Source organism: Agrobacterium sp. CG674 (assembly GCF_053521645.1).
Genome location: NZ_JBNWDZ010000004.1, coordinates 75,719 through 90,099, shown reverse-complemented (window position 1 = coordinate 90,099; position 14,381 = coordinate 75,719). Strand labels below are relative to the sequence as shown.

At 57.5% G+C, this 14,381-nt stretch carries 13 protein-coding genes; 4 read left to right on the top strand and 9 right to left on the bottom strand.

Annotated features, from left to right (window positions below; translation table 11 throughout):
- Nucleotides 1–9 precede the first annotated feature (9 nt).
- Nucleotides 10–1,350, bottom strand: a complete 1,341-nt coding sequence (locus tag ACQZ51_RS12820; RefSeq protein ID WP_448777712.1) for a dicarboxylate/amino acid:cation symporter — start codon at nt 1,348–1,350, stop codon at nt 10–12.
- Nucleotides 1,351–1,604: 254 nt separating this feature from the next.
- On the opposite strand from ACQZ51_RS12820, the gene ACQZ51_RS12815 reads away from it, so the two are divergent.
- Nucleotides 1,605–3,425 carry a sensor histidine kinase gene (locus ACQZ51_RS12815; RefSeq protein ID WP_448777711.1) on the top strand — a complete coding sequence of 607 codons (1,821 nt, stop codon included), beginning with the start codon at nt 1,605–1,607 and terminating at the stop codon, nt 3,423–3,425.
- Between the two features lies 1 nt (nt 3,426).
- Complete coding sequence (locus ACQZ51_RS12810) at nt 3,427–4,785, top strand: sigma-54-dependent transcriptional regulator (protein WP_448777710.1); 1,359 nt, start codon at nt 3,427–3,429, stop codon at nt 4,783–4,785.
- Between the two features lie 32 nt (nt 4,786–4,817).
- Here the strand turns inward: ACQZ51_RS12810 and ACQZ51_RS12805 are convergent, their stop codons facing one another.
- The 6 genes from ACQZ51_RS12805 to ACQZ51_RS12780 all read right to left on the bottom strand — a co-directional run bounded on the left by ACQZ51_RS12805 (nt 4,818) and on the right by ACQZ51_RS12780 (nt 10,392).
- Nucleotides 4,818–5,297, bottom strand: a complete 480-nt coding sequence (locus ACQZ51_RS12805) for a BA14K family protein (RefSeq protein WP_448777709.1) — start codon at nt 5,295–5,297, stop codon at nt 4,818–4,820.
- Between the two features lie 129 nt (nt 5,298–5,426).
- A complete protein-coding gene (locus ACQZ51_RS12800) occupies nt 5,427–6,173 on the bottom strand; it encodes an aspartate/glutamate racemase family protein (RefSeq protein ID WP_448777708.1) in 747 nt (248 codons plus the stop codon).
- A gap of 9 nt (nt 6,174–6,182) precedes the next feature.
- Nucleotides 6,183–7,001: an ABC transporter permease gene (locus ACQZ51_RS12795; RefSeq protein ID WP_448777707.1), complete on the bottom strand. Its 819-nt coding sequence runs from the start codon at nt 6,999–7,001 to the stop codon at nt 6,183–6,185.
- Nucleotide 7,002: 1 nt separating this feature from the next.
- A complete protein-coding gene (locus ACQZ51_RS12790; RefSeq protein ID WP_448777706.1) occupies nt 7,003–7,914 on the bottom strand; it encodes an ABC transporter permease in 912 nt (303 codons plus the stop codon).
- 73 nt (nt 7,915–7,987) lie between these two features.
- Entirely contained in the window at nt 7,988–9,277 is a 1,290-nt protein-coding gene (locus tag ACQZ51_RS12785) for an ABC transporter substrate-binding protein (protein WP_448777705.1), read from the bottom strand.
- Between the two features lie 29 nt (nt 9,278–9,306).
- Nucleotides 9,307–10,392: an ABC transporter ATP-binding protein gene (locus ACQZ51_RS12780; protein ID WP_448777704.1), complete on the bottom strand. Its 1,086-nt coding sequence runs from the start codon at nt 10,390–10,392 to the stop codon at nt 9,307–9,309.
- A gap of 265 nt (nt 10,393–10,657) precedes the next feature.
- Between ACQZ51_RS12780 and ACQZ51_RS12775 the strand changes: the two genes are divergently transcribed.
- Complete coding sequence (locus ACQZ51_RS12775; protein WP_448777703.1) at nt 10,658–11,368, top strand: GntR family transcriptional regulator; 711 nt, start codon at nt 10,658–10,660, stop codon at nt 11,366–11,368.
- Nucleotides 11,369–11,374: 6 nt separating this feature from the next.
- On the opposite strand, the gene ACQZ51_RS12770 is transcribed toward ACQZ51_RS12775, so the two are convergent.
- Nucleotides 11,375–12,631: a D-amino acid dehydrogenase gene (locus tag ACQZ51_RS12770; protein WP_448777702.1), complete on the bottom strand. Its 1,257-nt coding sequence runs from the start codon at nt 12,629–12,631 to the stop codon at nt 11,375–11,377.
- Nucleotides 12,632–12,637: 6 nt separating this feature from the next.
- Complete coding sequence (alr, locus tag ACQZ51_RS12765; RefSeq protein WP_448777700.1) at nt 12,638–13,792, bottom strand: alanine racemase; 1,155 nt, start codon at nt 13,790–13,792, stop codon at nt 12,638–12,640.
- Between the two features lie 125 nt (nt 13,793–13,917).
- On the opposite strand from alr, the gene ACQZ51_RS12760 reads away from it, so the two are divergent.
- Nucleotides 13,918–14,379, top strand: coding sequence for an Lrp/AsnC family transcriptional regulator (locus ACQZ51_RS12760; protein ID WP_448777698.1), 462 nt, complete (start codon nt 13,918–13,920; stop codon nt 14,377–14,379).
- The last annotated feature ends 2 nt before the right edge of the window (nt 14,380–14,381 follow it).

Genomic DNA, 14,381 nt, shown 5'->3' with positions numbered 1-14,381 from the left:
CTGTCTGCTTTATTCGGCAGGTTGTGCAATAGCGGCAGGCTCAACGTCGCCTGTTGTGGGAATGTGTTCGCCGCTCAGCACCCGGGCAAGCTGCGCCTCGTCAAGTTCACCTTCCCAGCGGGCAACGACGATGGTTGCCACAGCATTACCAACGAAGTTCGTGAGCGCACGGCATTCAGACATGAAGCGGTCGATTCCAAGAATGAGCGCCATGCCGGCAACCGGAACCGATGGAACAACCGAGAGCGTCGCTGCCAGCGTGATGAAGCCTGCACCGGTGATACCAGCCGCACCCTTGGAGCTCAACATTGCCACGAGCAGCAGCAAAATCTGTTGACCCCACGTCAGTTCAATGCCGGTTGCCTGTGCGATGAAGAGAGCTGCCAGCGTCATATAAATGTTGGTGCCATCAAGGTTGAAGGAATAACCGGTCGGGATGACCAGACCAACGACGGAACGCTTGCAACCTGCATTTTCCATCTTGCTCATCAGGCCCGGCAGTGCGGCTTCCGAAGATGACGTGCCGAGAACGAGCAGAAGTTCTTCCTTGATGTAGCGGATAAGCGCAAAGATCGAGAAGCCGTTGTAGCGGCAAACAGCACCAAGCACGACGATGACGAAAAACAGCGACGTGAAGTAGAATGTGCCGATCAGCATCGCCAGATTGGTAACGGACGAAATGCCGTATTTGCCGATGGTGAACGCCATGGCACCGAATGCACCAATCGGTGCGGCCTTCATCAGGATTCCGACCAGCTTGAAGATCGGGTACATCAGGGCGTGCATGAAATCGACGACAGGCTTGCCACGATCTCCAACGATACCCAGCGAAATACCGAACAAGACCGAGAAGAACAGGACCTGAAGGATGTCACCTTCTGCAAACGCGCCGACAATGGTTGTCGGAATGATGTTCATCAGGAAGCCGGTGATGGATTGCTCATGCGCCTTGGCGGCATAGGTTGCAACGGCCTTGCCATCCAGCGTGGCTGGATCGATGTTCATTCCAGCGCCCGGCTGAACGACATTGGCGACGATGAGGCCGACAATCAGCGCCAGTGTCGAAAATGTTAGGAAGTAGATCATTGCCTTGCCGGCAACGCGGCCTACCTTCTTCATGTCGTTCATTCCGGCAATGCCGGTTGCAACCGTCAGTAAGATCACAGGGGCGATAATCATCTTCACAAGGCGAATAAAGGCATCGCCCAGTGGCTTCAATTGCTCGCCGAGGGTCGGATTGAAGTGGCCGAGCGCAATGCCCGCAATAATCGCGACGATAACTTGAAAATAGAGGTGGCGATAAAATGGGAGTTTGACGTGGCTGGATGCCACGGCGGTGCTATCAATCATGTTCTTTCCTCCTCGGTCACAACCCTGCCTGATGGCCTCCCGGGTTTGACGAACTGGCTCGCGGTCAAAGACCGTTTCTAGTTCAGGACAGCAAAGACCGTGCCAAACGCGGTTTCGAAAATTAACGTATTGATTTTTAATATTAAAAAATGCCTACCTACGATGAGCTTCATCATTTGTGCATTTATCCGCTCATGAAATCTTGCATTATGTGCGGAAATCCACACAATGAACTCGTCTCACCTGAGGTTTTCATGGCCGGTAATCTACATACAGTTCGATTTCGTTGGGTCGCCTTTGGCGTTATGTGGCTTATCATCGCCTTTGGCGTGTTTGTTGCTGCCGATAGGCTGGGGCGTGTTCAGGCCACCAAGACTTTGCTGGCCACAGCCAGTACCGATGGCGAGCTGAAATCGGCACTGCTGAATGTGGCATTGGAGCGCCCGCGTGTTCTTCCTCTTGTGCTGTCGAAGGATCGAGACCTTGTTGAAGCACTCCAGAACCGTGGCCCTCTTCTGGAGCAACTGAACAGGAAGCTCGAGGGCTTGATTGAAGGCACCCAGGCCTCCGTCATTTACGTGGCTGATATGGATGGCGTCACGATCGCTTCAAGCAATTGGCAAACGCCGGAGAGTTTCGTTGGCTCCAATTATGCGTTTCGGGACTACTTCAAGAAGGCAATAGAGACGGGTCAGGCCGAGCATTACGCGCTGGGAAATGTCAGTCGCAGGCCGGGTCTCTACATTTCGCGGCGTGTGGATGGGCCGGATGGAAGCCCTCTCGGGGTCGTCATTGCAAAGGTCGAGTTCAATCGCCTTGAGACAGACTGGAATATCGGTGGCCGGCCCGTCTACATCGTTGATTCAAACGGCGTGGTGCTGATGACCAGCATTCCCGAATGGCGGTTCAAGACGGTCGCGCCCGTTGAAGATGCGCGCCGTAAGGCAATCTCCGAAAGTCTCCAGTTCGGTGATGAGCAACTCTCCACCATGCCGGTGAAGACAATCTCCAGACCGGGGCCGGAGGTCGCAATAGTCAGCGTTGCCTCACCGGCGGCCCTGGCCGGTGAATATTTGCGGCTGGAACTGCCGGTACCATCAACGGCATGGTCACTGCATTATCTCCAGCCGGTGCAGGCCACGATGAACGGCGCCATTCGTGAAAACCGCATTATCGCTGCGGCAGGGCTCATGCCCGTCTTTGCGTTGTCGGCCATATGGTTTCGGCGCAGACAAAAGGCCGCAGAAGCCCGTGCCGCCGCAGAGCGGGACCGCGCCGAACTGGAACGCCGCGTGCAGGAGCGAACGATTGATCTGACGATGGCGCGGGATCGTCTCCAGGCTGAAATCGTGCGCCACGAACAGACGGCTGAAGAGTTGCAAAGCGTTCAGCACGAACTGGTCAAGGCTAACCGCCTTTCCATTCTGGGCCAGGTGGCAGCAGGTGTGGCCCATGAAATCAACCAGCCCGTCGCAACCATCCGCGCCTTTGCCGATAATGCTCGGGTATTCCTCCAACGGGGTCGCAAGGCGGAAGCGGACGAGAATCTGGAGAGTATCGCTTCGCTGACGGAGCGGATCGGTGTCATCACCAGCGATCTCAAGATACTGGCCCGCAAAGGCCGCACGGCGGCAGAGCCGGTCAGCATCCGTCTTGTCATTGAAGGTGCCGTAGTGCTGCTGCGCAGTCGTTTCGCCGGGCGCATGGATGCTCTGGACATTCGGTTACCGGATGAAACTGTGATGGTATCGGGCAGCCGCATCAGGCTGGAGCAGATCGTCATCAACCTTCTGCAAAACGCACTTGAAGCGGTCGAGGATAAGCCGGATGGCAGCGTTACCGTGCGCACTGAGGATGCAGGCGATGAGGTGTTGCTCAAAATTGCTGATAATGGGCCGGGCATCGCACCTGACATTCTCCAGCAACTCTTCTCGCCATTCAACACCTCAAAGGAAGGTGGTCTTGGGCTTGGTCTCGTCATTTCGCGCGATATTGCCTCCGATTATGGTGGTCGCATCGCTGTCGTCACCGGCGAGACCGGAACCTGTTTCTCTGTATACCTGAAGCGAGCGTGATATGACGATCCATGGCACGGTCTACCTTGTCGACGATGACTCGCAATTACGCAAAGCCATGCGCCAGACGCTGGAGCTGCACGGCATGATGGTCTCACCGTTTCCAAAAGCCGAGTTGGCTCTGGAAGCGATATCGCAGGATTTTGACGGCGTCGTCATCACAGATATCCGCATGCCAGGCATGGACGGCCTTCAATTTTTTGATCGCCTGCGGCAGATCGATGCGGATCTGCCGGTCATTCTCATTACAGGCCATGGCGATGTGCCGATGGCGGTGGCAGCGCTGCAAAACGGCGCTTACGATTTCATTGCAAAGCCGTTTCCTACAGAGCGGATGGTGGAAAGCGCGCGCCGCGCTCTCGAAAAGCGCCGCCTTGTCATGGAGAACCGCGCGCTGAAGCAAGCCGCGCAGCAGGCAGAGGACGACCTGCCGCTCATTGGCCAGACGCCAGCTATGGAGCGCTTGCGCAATACACTTAGGCATATCGCCGATACGGACGTGGATGTGCTGGTTGCGGGTGAAACCGGCAGCGGCAAGGAAGTTGTCGCCACCGCCCTTCACAATTGGAGCAAACGCCGCGCCAAGGGCAATTTCGTTGCGCTCAACTGTGGTGCCTTACCGGAAACGGTCATTGAGAGCGAGCTTTTCGGCCATGAGGCCGGGGCCTTCACCGGCGCGCAGAAAAAACGCGTTGGCCGTATCGAGCATTCTAGTGGTGGAACGCTGTTCCTCGATGAAATTGAAAGCATGCCGCCCGCCGTCCAGGTCAGGATGCTTCGCGTGCTGGAGGGACGGCAGGTTTCGCCGGTTGGTTCCAACGAGGTGCGGTCTGTCGATATTCGCGTGGTTGCCGCTGCCAAGGTGGATCTGGGAAACCCGGAGCAGCGCGGCGATTTTCGTGATGACCTGTATTATCGGCTGAACGTGGTAACGCTTTCCATTCCGCCTTTGCGGGAGCGAAAAGCCGATATTCCGCTGCTGTTTTCCCACTTCGTCACAAAGGCTTCCAAGCGTTTCGGCATGGCCATGCCCACTATTACATCAGCTGTTTCGCGTCATCTCAACGACCATGACTGGCCGGGCAATGTGCGCGAACTCGGACATTTTGCAGAGCGCGTAGTGCTTGGGTTGGAAGATTCGGCGGCTCAGACGACGCCTGTTACACCTCGGCAGACTTCAGGCACGCTATCAGAGCGCATTGACCGGGAAGAAGCGCAGATCATTCGTGAGACGCTTGAGACATTCGAAGGCGATGTCGCTAGCACGATCGGGGCGCTGGGCATCGCCCGAAAGACCTTTTACGACAAGCTACAGCGGCACAGCATCAACCGCGCCGACTATGTCCGTAAGGGATCATAGCCCGCGCGGCTGCTTTGGTTCATCTCGAAGCTTCAGCCCGCAACGCAGAAGTGGCTCTGGCCATCATAGCCCACATACGTGCCGGTGCGGCCATTGAAGCTGCGGTAACGCTGCGAGCAATAGTCAAACCATGTTGCCGACCATGGCTCGATGGTGCGGTAGCGCGGGCGTGGCTGGTAAGCTGGGCGCGTGTCGTAAACCGGCTGGGCGCGGTAGACTGGACGCGGCGCTGGCCGCTCATATCTGTAATCAGGTTCGCTATAGGTGTAGCGTGGCTGATAAGTCTGGTAGCTGCGGACGGGTGGTTCGTCATAGACCCGTTCTTCGGAGTACCGTGGCTGTGCCAGCGCAGAACCGACTGCCACACCAGCGGCAAGACCAAGCATGCCGCCGATCAGGGCGTCGTCGCGATGATGGCGACCCCAATCGTCGGCTGAGGCCGAATTGACAGGGGCAATGACGGCTGCAGAGACTGCGAGAGCCAGAAGAGTTTTAGCTGCAAACGAGGCCATTTTCGTTTTCCATCCAAAGGGCAGAAAAGCTGCCAGTTGTTATTCAATGGTTAAGAATTAGCGGTCTGCGGCTGAACCGACGCTGAACGAATTGTGGCGTTGGAAAGGCGGTGCTGGATGGGCTTCACCCTAGATTTTCAGCAGTTCAGCGGGAGCAAAACTTTCAATCATTCCGAGATAGGGTTTTGCCACGGGCGTCGCATAGGCGCCGTTTTTTGCAGTCCTGAGGCCGAGTGTAACCAGCCCCTCCGCCTGTTTGACGCCAGCCGAGACGCCATCGACAACCGGCACGCCGAACTCTACCGAAAGCTGAGCGGCAAGGTCCGCCATGCCAGCGCAGCCTAGGACAATAGCTTCCGCACGGTCATCGCGGATTGCGGCAGTGATCTCGAAACGAAGACGCTCCAATGCGTTGGAGGAGGGATCTTCGAGCGAAAGCACGGGAATATCGGCAGCGCGCACCTTGGCGCGGCGACCCATGCCATAGCGTTCGATAAGATGCTCAATTGGCAGCCGCGAACGCTCCATGGTGGTGACCACGGTAAAGCGTTGCGCGATGAAGGACGCGGTCGCCACCGCCGCCTCGCAAATGCCGATAACCGGTATGGAGGCAAGCGCCCTTGCCGCGTCCAGCCCCGTATCGTCAAAGCAGGCAATGATGGCGGCCTGCGCGCCAGCCTTTTCGCCCTTGGCAATCTCTGCCAGCATGCCGGGAACGGCAAAGGCTTCATCATAATAGCCTTCGATGGAAACCGGTCCCATCAGTGAGGTGACAGCCATGATGTCTGTGCCCGGTGCCGCAACGGCTTTTGCGGCGGCGGCTATGGTCTTGGTCATGGAGGCGGTGGTGTTTGGATTGACGATGAGAATGCGCATTGTTGTCGATCAGGCTTTCAACTGGCGGCGGTTGAGGTAGACGATGAGACCGAGCGTTGCGGCAATCACCAGGAATGAGAAGAACGTCGTGACAGCACCAAGGGCATAGAGAACCGGCGTCGTGACGTTGGTGGTCATGCCGTAGATTTCCAGGGGCAGGGTGTTGTAGGTGCCAGATGTCATCAAGGTGCGGGCAAATTCGTCATAAGAAAGGGTGAAACCGAAAAGGCCGATGCCGATCAGGCTCGGCGCGATCATCGGCAATACGACCTCGCGGAAGGTCTGCCAGGAAGTCGCGCCAAGGTCACGCGCTGCTTCTTCATAAGATGGCGAGAAGCGGTTGAAGACGGCGAGCATGATCAGTACGCCGAAGGGTAGCGTCCATGTCATATGGGCACCGAAGGCGGAAGTGTACCATGATGGCTCCAGGCTGAGCTGCTGGAACAACACGCCGATGCCCAGCGATATGATGATGGAAGGCACGACGAGGCTGGCGACGGAGAGATAGAACAAAGGCGTCGCACCAACGAATTTCCGGCGAAAGGCGAGGCCCGCCAGAAGCGACACCAGCACCGTGGCGCTCATGACCATGATGCCTAGCATCAGAGAGCGGCGGAAGGAGCCGCCGAAATCACCCACCGCCTGTTGCTGGAACAGATTGGCGAACCAGTGCATTGAGACCCCGTTCAGCGGAAAGGTGAGACCGCCATTGGGGCCTTGAAAGGCGAGAATAAGGATCGCCGATAGCGGACCATAGAGGAACAGCACGAAGAGGCCGAAAAAGAAGCAGAGCACATAAAACTCACGACCGCGTTTTTCCGAATGCATGTCAAAGCTCCTTCCTGATATCGACGACGCGCAATATTCCAGCCACCATCAACAGCACGAGTGCGAGCAGGATGACGGCGTTAGCGGCTGCAGCTGGATATTGCAGCAGCGACATCTGGTTCTTCATCATCAGCGCCACGGATGCGCTCTGCCCGCCGGACATGACCTGAACCGTCGAGAAATCTGCCATGACGAGCGTCACGACAAAGATGGTGCCGATGGCAATGCCGGGCTTGGCTAGGGGAATGATGACATTCCAGAGAATTTGCCAGCTTGAGGCACCCGCATCCCGCGCAGCTTCCACCAGCGACTTGTCGATGCGCATCAGGGTGTTGAAAATCGGCGTGACCATGAAGAGCGTGTAAAGATGCACCATGGCAAGGACGACCGCGAAATCCGAATAGAGCAGCCACTCCACCGGCGCTGGCACGATGCCCATGTTGACCAGCGCGCTGTTGACCAGCCCGTTGCGGCCCAGCACCGGTATCCAGGAAATCATGCGGATGATGTTGGAGGTCAGAAACGGCACGGTGCAGATGAGAAACAGCACCATCTGCATGGTGGTTGTGCGAATGTGAAACGCCAGAAAATAGGCGACCCAGAAGCCACAAAACAGCGTTATGGCCCAGACCATCGCCGCAAATTTCAGCGTGTTGAGATAGGTCTGCCATGTCACCCAGGACCCCAGCGTTTCACCATAGTTGAATGTGACGAAGCCCGGATACATCTGCGCGAAATCGTAGTCCCAGAAGCTCACGATGGCGATCATCAGAATAGGCAAGGCAAGGAAAAAGCCGAGAATAAGGGCAAGCGGTGCCGCCTGAATATAGGCGACAAGCTTCGGCGGCAGCGTGAAGCTACGGCTTTTCTTATCGGTCTTGTCGCTGACGCCGATCAATCTGACTGTTACCACGGCCCGTCTCCTCGCTTCTTTTGGGTGGATACGCGGACTTGACGCCGCGTATCCCATTGTCGTGAAAGCCTGATCAGGCTGCGATGAACTCGTTCCAGCGACGGACCATGTAGCGGTCTTCGTCCATCACGGAGTTCCAGCAGGCAACCTTGCCCATGCGTTCCTGGAAGGAGCCGCCATCGCGCACGGCACCGGCTTTTTCCATGACCTTGCCATCGGGAGCGATGATGTCGCCCTGTGCTGGCTTGCCCTCGACCCAGTAGCCCCATTCGTCAGCGGTCATATGTTCCTTGGCCGTGTCCATGGCGGCAGAGTAGTAGCCCTGACGGTTGAGATAGGCGCCGACCCAGCCGGATGTGTACCAGTTGATATATTCGTACGCCGCATCGAGCTTTGCGCCGGTGAGGTGCTTGGCCAGACCAAGACCGCCGCCCCATGAACGGTAGCCTTCCTTCAATGGCTGGTATTTGCAGGCGATGCCCTTGGAACGCACGGCTGCAACGGCTGGCGACCACATCGACTGGATGACGACTTCGCCAGATGCCATGAGGTTGACGCTCTCATCGAAGCTTTTCCAGAAGGCGCGGAACTGGCCATCCTTCTTGGCCTTGATGAGGAAGTCGATCGTCTTGTCGATCTCTTCCTTGGTCATGTTGCCCTTGTCTGCATATTTCAGGTTGCCCATGGCTTCCATGATCATCGCAGCATCCATGATGCCGATGGATGGAATGTTGAGGATGGACGCCTTGCCCTTGAAGGCCGGGTCCATAATGTCGGCCCAGCTGTTGATCTCGCGACCAACGAGATCGGGGCGGATGCCGAGCGTGTCGGCGTTGTAGATGGTCGGAACCATGGTGAAATAGTCTGTTTCACCCTTGGCAAATTTCTTGTCGCCCGGCTTTTCCACAAAACCCACAGTGTGTGGCGCCGTGCCCTGGGCAATCACGCTGTCTGGTGTCAGCTTGCCGTTTTTGAAGAGCGGAACGATCTTGTCGTAATATTTCAGCTTCTTGATTTCCATCGGCTGGATGACGCCCGATGGATAGACCTTCTTGAGGATCCAGTATTCGATATCGGCAATGTCGTAGGAGTTAGGCTGCGTGACGGCGCGCTGGGCGGCGGCATCCGAATCCGTTGCTGTCATTTCCAGCGTGATGCCGAGGTCTGCCTTGCACTTGTCAGCAATGGCGTTGAGGTTCGACACGCCTGTGCCGAACTGGCGCAGCGTGATCGGGTTCTGCGCCCAGATGGTCGGGAAGCCGGTGATAAGACCGGAGCCGATGGCAGCACCTGTGGCGGCGGCACCCGCTTTCAGAAGACCGCGACGGGACAAGCCCTTTTTTGTGTTGGTTGGTTTGGTCATGACACATTCTCCTCTGGTTGTTTTTAGGTTTATTTCTTGACCCGGCCGAGCACGATGGCATCTGCCGCATTCCAGGAAAGGGGTATCGCTTCCCCCACCTTGATGGGTTTTTCGAAGAAGGCGACGTCGCTGAGGATGACGTTGAAGTCCTCGATTCCAGCACCCGTCACCACAATCTTGACGGTAGCGCCGTGGTACTCGACGTTGGAGACGATGCCGGTAAAGCCGTGCCCCGGTACGTCCTCGCGGCCTATGCGAACGCGATCGGTTCGGACGGCAATATCCATCATCCCATCCTCTGGTGGATCACCGGCGGCGCTGAAGGACGCACCACCAACCACATCCATGGTCACGAGATCGCCATTCTTCTCGCGGACACGGCCTGAGATGACATTGTGATTGCCCATGAAGCGGGCCACGAAGCTGGTTGCCGGACGCTCGAACACCTCACGCGGGGTGGCGGCCTGCTCGATGCGCCCGTCATTCATGATGACGATGACATCGGCCAGCGCCATGGCCTCTTCCTGGCTGTGGGTCACGTGAACGAAGGTGATGCCAAGCGAGGTCTGCAGCTTCTTGAGTTCCGCCCGCATGCGGATTTTCAGGAAGGGGTCGAGGGCGGACAAGGGTTCGTCCAGAAGAAGCGCTTCAGGATCGGTAATCAGCGCACGGGCAAGCGCCACACGCTGCTGCTGGCCGCCGGAAAGCTGGGCGGGACGGCGATTGGCATAGGCCTCCAGCTGCATCAGTTGCAGCATTTCCATGGCCTTGGCGCGCCGGGCTTCCTTGTCCACACCTTTCATCTTCAGGCTGAAGGCAACATTATCGACAAGATCCAGGTGCGGAAACAGCGCATAGGACTGGAACATCATCGCAGTGCCGCGCTTGGCGGGTGGAAAGTCTGTTACCACGACGTTACCCAGCCGCACATCGCCGCTGGTAATGCTCTCGTGGCCCGCAATCATGCGCAGCGTTGATGTCTTGCCGCATCCGGACGGACCCAGCAGGCAGCAATAGCTTCCCGCCGGTATCTTGAGGCTGATCGCGTGGACAGCTGTAGTGGTGCCGTATATCTTGGACACGGAAGCAATATCGATCTCGGCGGCTTTGCTCATGTGTTTTCCTCTGCTCGTCGCAGATGACTTTGCATAAGCCGTGCCAGTTTCGACGCCCTAGGGTTAAGGTTATGAAATAGCATCGTATTTTAATTCTTGAGGCGTTGTTACCACGTGCGGCTATCCGCAGATGCCCAAAAAAAGAGCGATTGTTTTCGATGGTGCATAAGGATTGTATTCAATCCTGTGGCCTGAATGGGAACGTTTGCTGTTTCCACTTCCGTCACTTCGGGGTAGAAAGGGCCAGACAGCTTTGGATGCCGACATGACGATTGCTCACATCAGCCCAGAAACCGACCACAGCCAGGAAGACCGGGCGCAAGCCATTCGCGATACGTTGCGAGATGCGATTGTCGACAGGCGCCTCTCACCCGGAACCAAGCTTTCGGAAGCGGAGGTAGGCACGCTGTTTGATGTCAGCCGCACGGTTGTTCGCGCTGCCCTGCAGATGTTGTCTTTCGAGGGGCTTGTCAAAACCGAGCGAAATCGCGGCGCTTTCGTTTCCAACCCGACACCGGATGAGGCGCTACAGGTCTTCGCATCGCGGCGGTTGATCGAACCCGGCATTGTCAAAGCCGCCATTGAGCGCCTGACACCTGAGGTCATTGCGGATATGCGGGTGCATCTTGAGGAAGAGACACGCCATCAGCATGAGCGTGGCCCCAGTGCACGGCGCGCCGAGATCAAGGCGTCCGGTGATTTTCACCTGATGCTGGCGGCGGTTGCCGGCAACGCCATTCTTGAAAAGTTCATGGCAGAACTCGTCGCACGCTCGTCGCTGGTTATTGCCCTTTACGGCCGCTCGGGCATTTCAAGCTGCGGACATGGCGACCACGCCGCCATTCTCGATGCACTTGAGGCAGGAGATGCGGAGAAAGCCAAACATCTCATGCTTCACCACATCGATCACATCGAAGCCGATCTTGACCTGCGCAACAAGGAGGGCCTTGCCCTCAAGGATGCACTGTCGCTTTAATCGGTTTCACGCGGCGTAACGGGAAATAGCCAGATCAGCAGTTTCAATCTCCGGCTTGTTGCCACTGACGATATCGGCAAGCACGCGAGCCGATCCGCACGCCATCGTCCAGCCCAGCGTGCCGTGCCCGGTATTGAGGTAAAGGTTGCTGTAGCGGGTGGCCCCGATGACCGGCGTACCGTCAGGCGTCATGGGGCGAAGACCGCTCCAGAATTTTGCGCGTGACTGATCGCCCGCGCCGCCGAAGAGATCTTCGACGGAATGGGTCAAGGTCGCCTGTCGCTTGGCGGGTAGGTCCGTGCTGAAGCCCGCAATTTCGGCCATTCCACCCACGCGAATACGGTCGCCAAGGCGCGTGATTGCAATCTTATGCGCCTCGTCCATGACAGTCGAAATGGGCGCGCGCGCCGCATCGATAATCGGGACAGTGATCGAGTAGCCTTTGACCGGATAGACGGGCAGGTCGATGTTAAGGTGCTTGAGCAGGTGAGGGGTGTAGCTTCCCAAGGCACCAATGAAGACGTCCGCTTCCACCAGCCCCTTGGTGGTTTCGATGGCCTTGATGCGGTTGCCCTCGGCTACCGGGCGCATGATGCCGGTGCCGTAGACGAATTTCACGCCAGCCTGTTCGGCAAGCTTTGCGAGCTCCGTGGTGAACATGAAGCAATCGCCGGTCTCATCGCCGGGCAGGCGCAACCCCCCGACGATCTTGTCGCGGGATTGAGAAAGGCCGGGTTCAACGGCAACGCACGCGTCACGGTCCAGAACTTCGTAGCGCACACCACCCGCCTTCAGCACCGCCACATCCTTGCCGATGCCGTCGAATTGCTTCTGGGTGCGGAAAACCTCAAGCGTACCCTGCGTGCGTTGATCGTACTGAATGCCGGTTTCGTCACGCAACGCCATCAGGCAATCGCGGCTGTATTCCGCCACGCGCACCATGCGGCTCTTGTTGATCGAATAGCGTTGGAACGTGCAGTTGCGCAGCATCTGGCCAATCCAGCGCAAGGCCGCCGGGTCCAGCGTCGGGCGAATGATGAGCGGAGAGTGCTCCATAAACAGCCACTTCATGGCTTTCATGGGAATACCGGGGGCAGCCCAGGGCGATGAGTAGCCCGGCGAAACCTCGCCCGCATTGGCAAAGCTGGTTTCGAGGGCTGCTCCCAGCTGTCTGTCGATGACGGTCACGGAGTGACCGGCTTTTGCCAGATACCAGGCGGATGTGACGCCGACGACACCGGCTCCAAGAATTGTGATGTTCATGTTGGCTCACTCCCCCTCGTTCATTGCGTCAGGCCGTTTTGGCTGGATATAGGTTCGGCGATACCTTTGGCCGAGGCCGGTCAGAATTTCATAGGCAATCGTTCCGGCATCCTCGGCCATGTTTTCCAGTGTCTGGTCCGCGCCGATGAGCTGAACCAGACTGCCATGGGTCAGCGTCCCCTCCGGCAGAGCCGTGATATCAAGGCTGATACTATCCATGGAGACGCGGCCCGCAATAGGCAGACGCACGCCGTTGAAATAGGCCGCGCCCCGATTGCTGAGGGAACGGGGCAGCCCGTCCGCATAGCCCGCAGCCACCGTTGCCAACCGTGTTTCGCTGGCTGTGCGATGGGTCCCGCCATAACCAACAAGCGTATCGGCAGGCACCGTGCGTGTCTGCACAACCGCCACGTCCAGCCGCACGACAGGCTTCATCGGGTTTGGCCTCAGCGTCGATGGCGCGCCGCCATAAAGGGCGATGCCAGGGCGCATGAGGGCATTGTGGAAGTCAGCGCCGAGGAACACACCGCCGGAATTGGCAAAACAAACCGGCACATCAGGAAACATCTGTGCTGTCTTGCGCATGGCGGCCAGTTGCGCGCCGTTGGCGGCATTCTCAGGCTCGTCTGCGCAGGCCAGGTGGCTCATGATAAAGGTGATCGCGATGCCATCCAGCAGTTCGGGCGAATTTCGCAGGGCCTCGACTTCGGACGGCGCCATTCCAAGCCGGGACATGCCGGTGTCAAACTGAAGGGCAGCGGGCAGCGTCTTGCCCAGCTTTTTCGCATGAGCGGTCCACTGCGCCAGTTGCTCCAGAGAGTTGATGACGGGCGTCAGCGACATGTCCGCGCAGGATATCTCGTTGCCGGGCTGGAGCCCGTTCAGAACGAAAATATCAGCGTCACCCGCAATGCGCCTGCGCAGCGAAATTCCCTCATCGATGTGGGCAACGAAGAAGTGGCGGCATCCCGCATCGTAAAGCACGGGGGCCACGACATCGGCTCCCAGACCATAGGCATCGGCCTTGACGACCGCGCTGGTCATCGAGTTCGGAGCGAGCTGTTTCAGTGTCAGATAATTTTCGCGAAGCGCGCCCAAATCTATGGTCAGATAACCGCTGGCACCGCCACTCGCCGTTTGGCGACTGATCGTCATGTCCATCATAGTTCCCTTGTTATTTTATAAGATGGTATTGCAACGATCATCGAATTTCTGCAGTTTGGTACGTGGATTGTTCGAAGAAATTTGATTTCGCGCAATATTCAGCGAGAGAACGGAATGATTTCATGTCAGCTTTGGACGCTACCGATCGCCATATCATCAGGGTGCTGAGATTGAACGCCCGCATCAGCAATGCCAAGCTTGCCGCAGAGGTTGGTTTGTCGGCTTCCGCCTGTCTGCGTCGGGTCGATATTCTGGAGCGGGAAGGGGTTATCAGAGGCTACACGGCGCTGACGGGCAGTGCGGCTGGTGGCGAAGTCATCTCGGTGATTGTCCAGATCACGCTTGACCGGCAGACGGAAGATTTTCTCAATCGGTTCGAAAGCGCCGTTCGTAAATACCCCGAGATACGTGAGTGCTATCTGATGACCGGCGGCTCTGATTATTTCCTACGGGTCGAGGTCGAAACAGCCGGTGATTTCGAGAGGGTTCATAAAGAAGTCCTGTCCAAATTGCCTGGCGTTTCACGCATTCATTCCAGCTTTGCCATCCGCAACGCCCTCGCCAGCCCCAAGCCAAGGGGCTGAAT

Excerpts from the sequence above, each read along its gene's own strand:
- ACQZ51_RS12785 (WP_448777705.1), bottom strand. The coding sequence starts at position 9,277 with ATGACCAAACCAACCAACACAAAAAAGGGCTTGTCCCGTCGCGGTCTT.
- ACQZ51_RS12800 (WP_448777708.1), bottom strand. The coding sequence starts at position 6,173 with ATGCGCATTCTCATCGTCAATCCAAACACCACCGCCTCCATGACCAAG.
- ACQZ51_RS12775 (WP_448777703.1), top strand. The coding sequence starts at position 10,658 with ATGACGATTGCTCACATCAGCCCAGAAACCGACCACAGCCAGGAAGAC.
- ACQZ51_RS12770 (WP_448777702.1), bottom strand. The coding sequence starts at position 12,631 with ATGAACATCACAATTCTTGGAGCCGGTGTCGTCGGCGTCACATCCGCC.
- ACQZ51_RS12820 (WP_448777712.1), bottom strand. The coding sequence starts at position 1,350 with ATGATTGATAGCACCGCCGTGGCATCCAGCCACGTCAAACTCCCATTT.
- ACQZ51_RS12795 (WP_448777707.1), bottom strand. The coding sequence starts at position 7,001 with ATGCATTCGGAAAAACGCGGTCGTGAGTTTTATGTGCTCTGCTTCTTT.
- ACQZ51_RS12810 (WP_448777710.1), top strand. The coding sequence starts at position 3,427 with ATGACGATCCATGGCACGGTCTACCTTGTCGACGATGACTCGCAATTA.
- ACQZ51_RS12805 (WP_448777709.1), bottom strand. The coding sequence starts at position 5,297 with ATGGCCTCGTTTGCAGCTAAAACTCTTCTGGCTCTCGCAGTCTCTGCA.
- ACQZ51_RS12815 (WP_448777711.1), top strand. The coding sequence starts at position 1,605 with ATGGCCGGTAATCTACATACAGTTCGATTTCGTTGGGTCGCCTTTGGC.
- ACQZ51_RS12780 (WP_448777704.1), bottom strand. The coding sequence starts at position 10,392 with ATGAGCAAAGCCGCCGAGATCGATATTGCTTCCGTGTCCAAGATATAC.
- ACQZ51_RS12760 (WP_448777698.1), top strand. The coding sequence starts at position 13,918 with ATGTCAGCTTTGGACGCTACCGATCGCCATATCATCAGGGTGCTGAGA.
- alr (WP_448777700.1), bottom strand. The coding sequence starts at position 13,792 with ATGGACATGACGATCAGTCGCCAAACGGCGAGTGGCGGTGCCAGCGGT.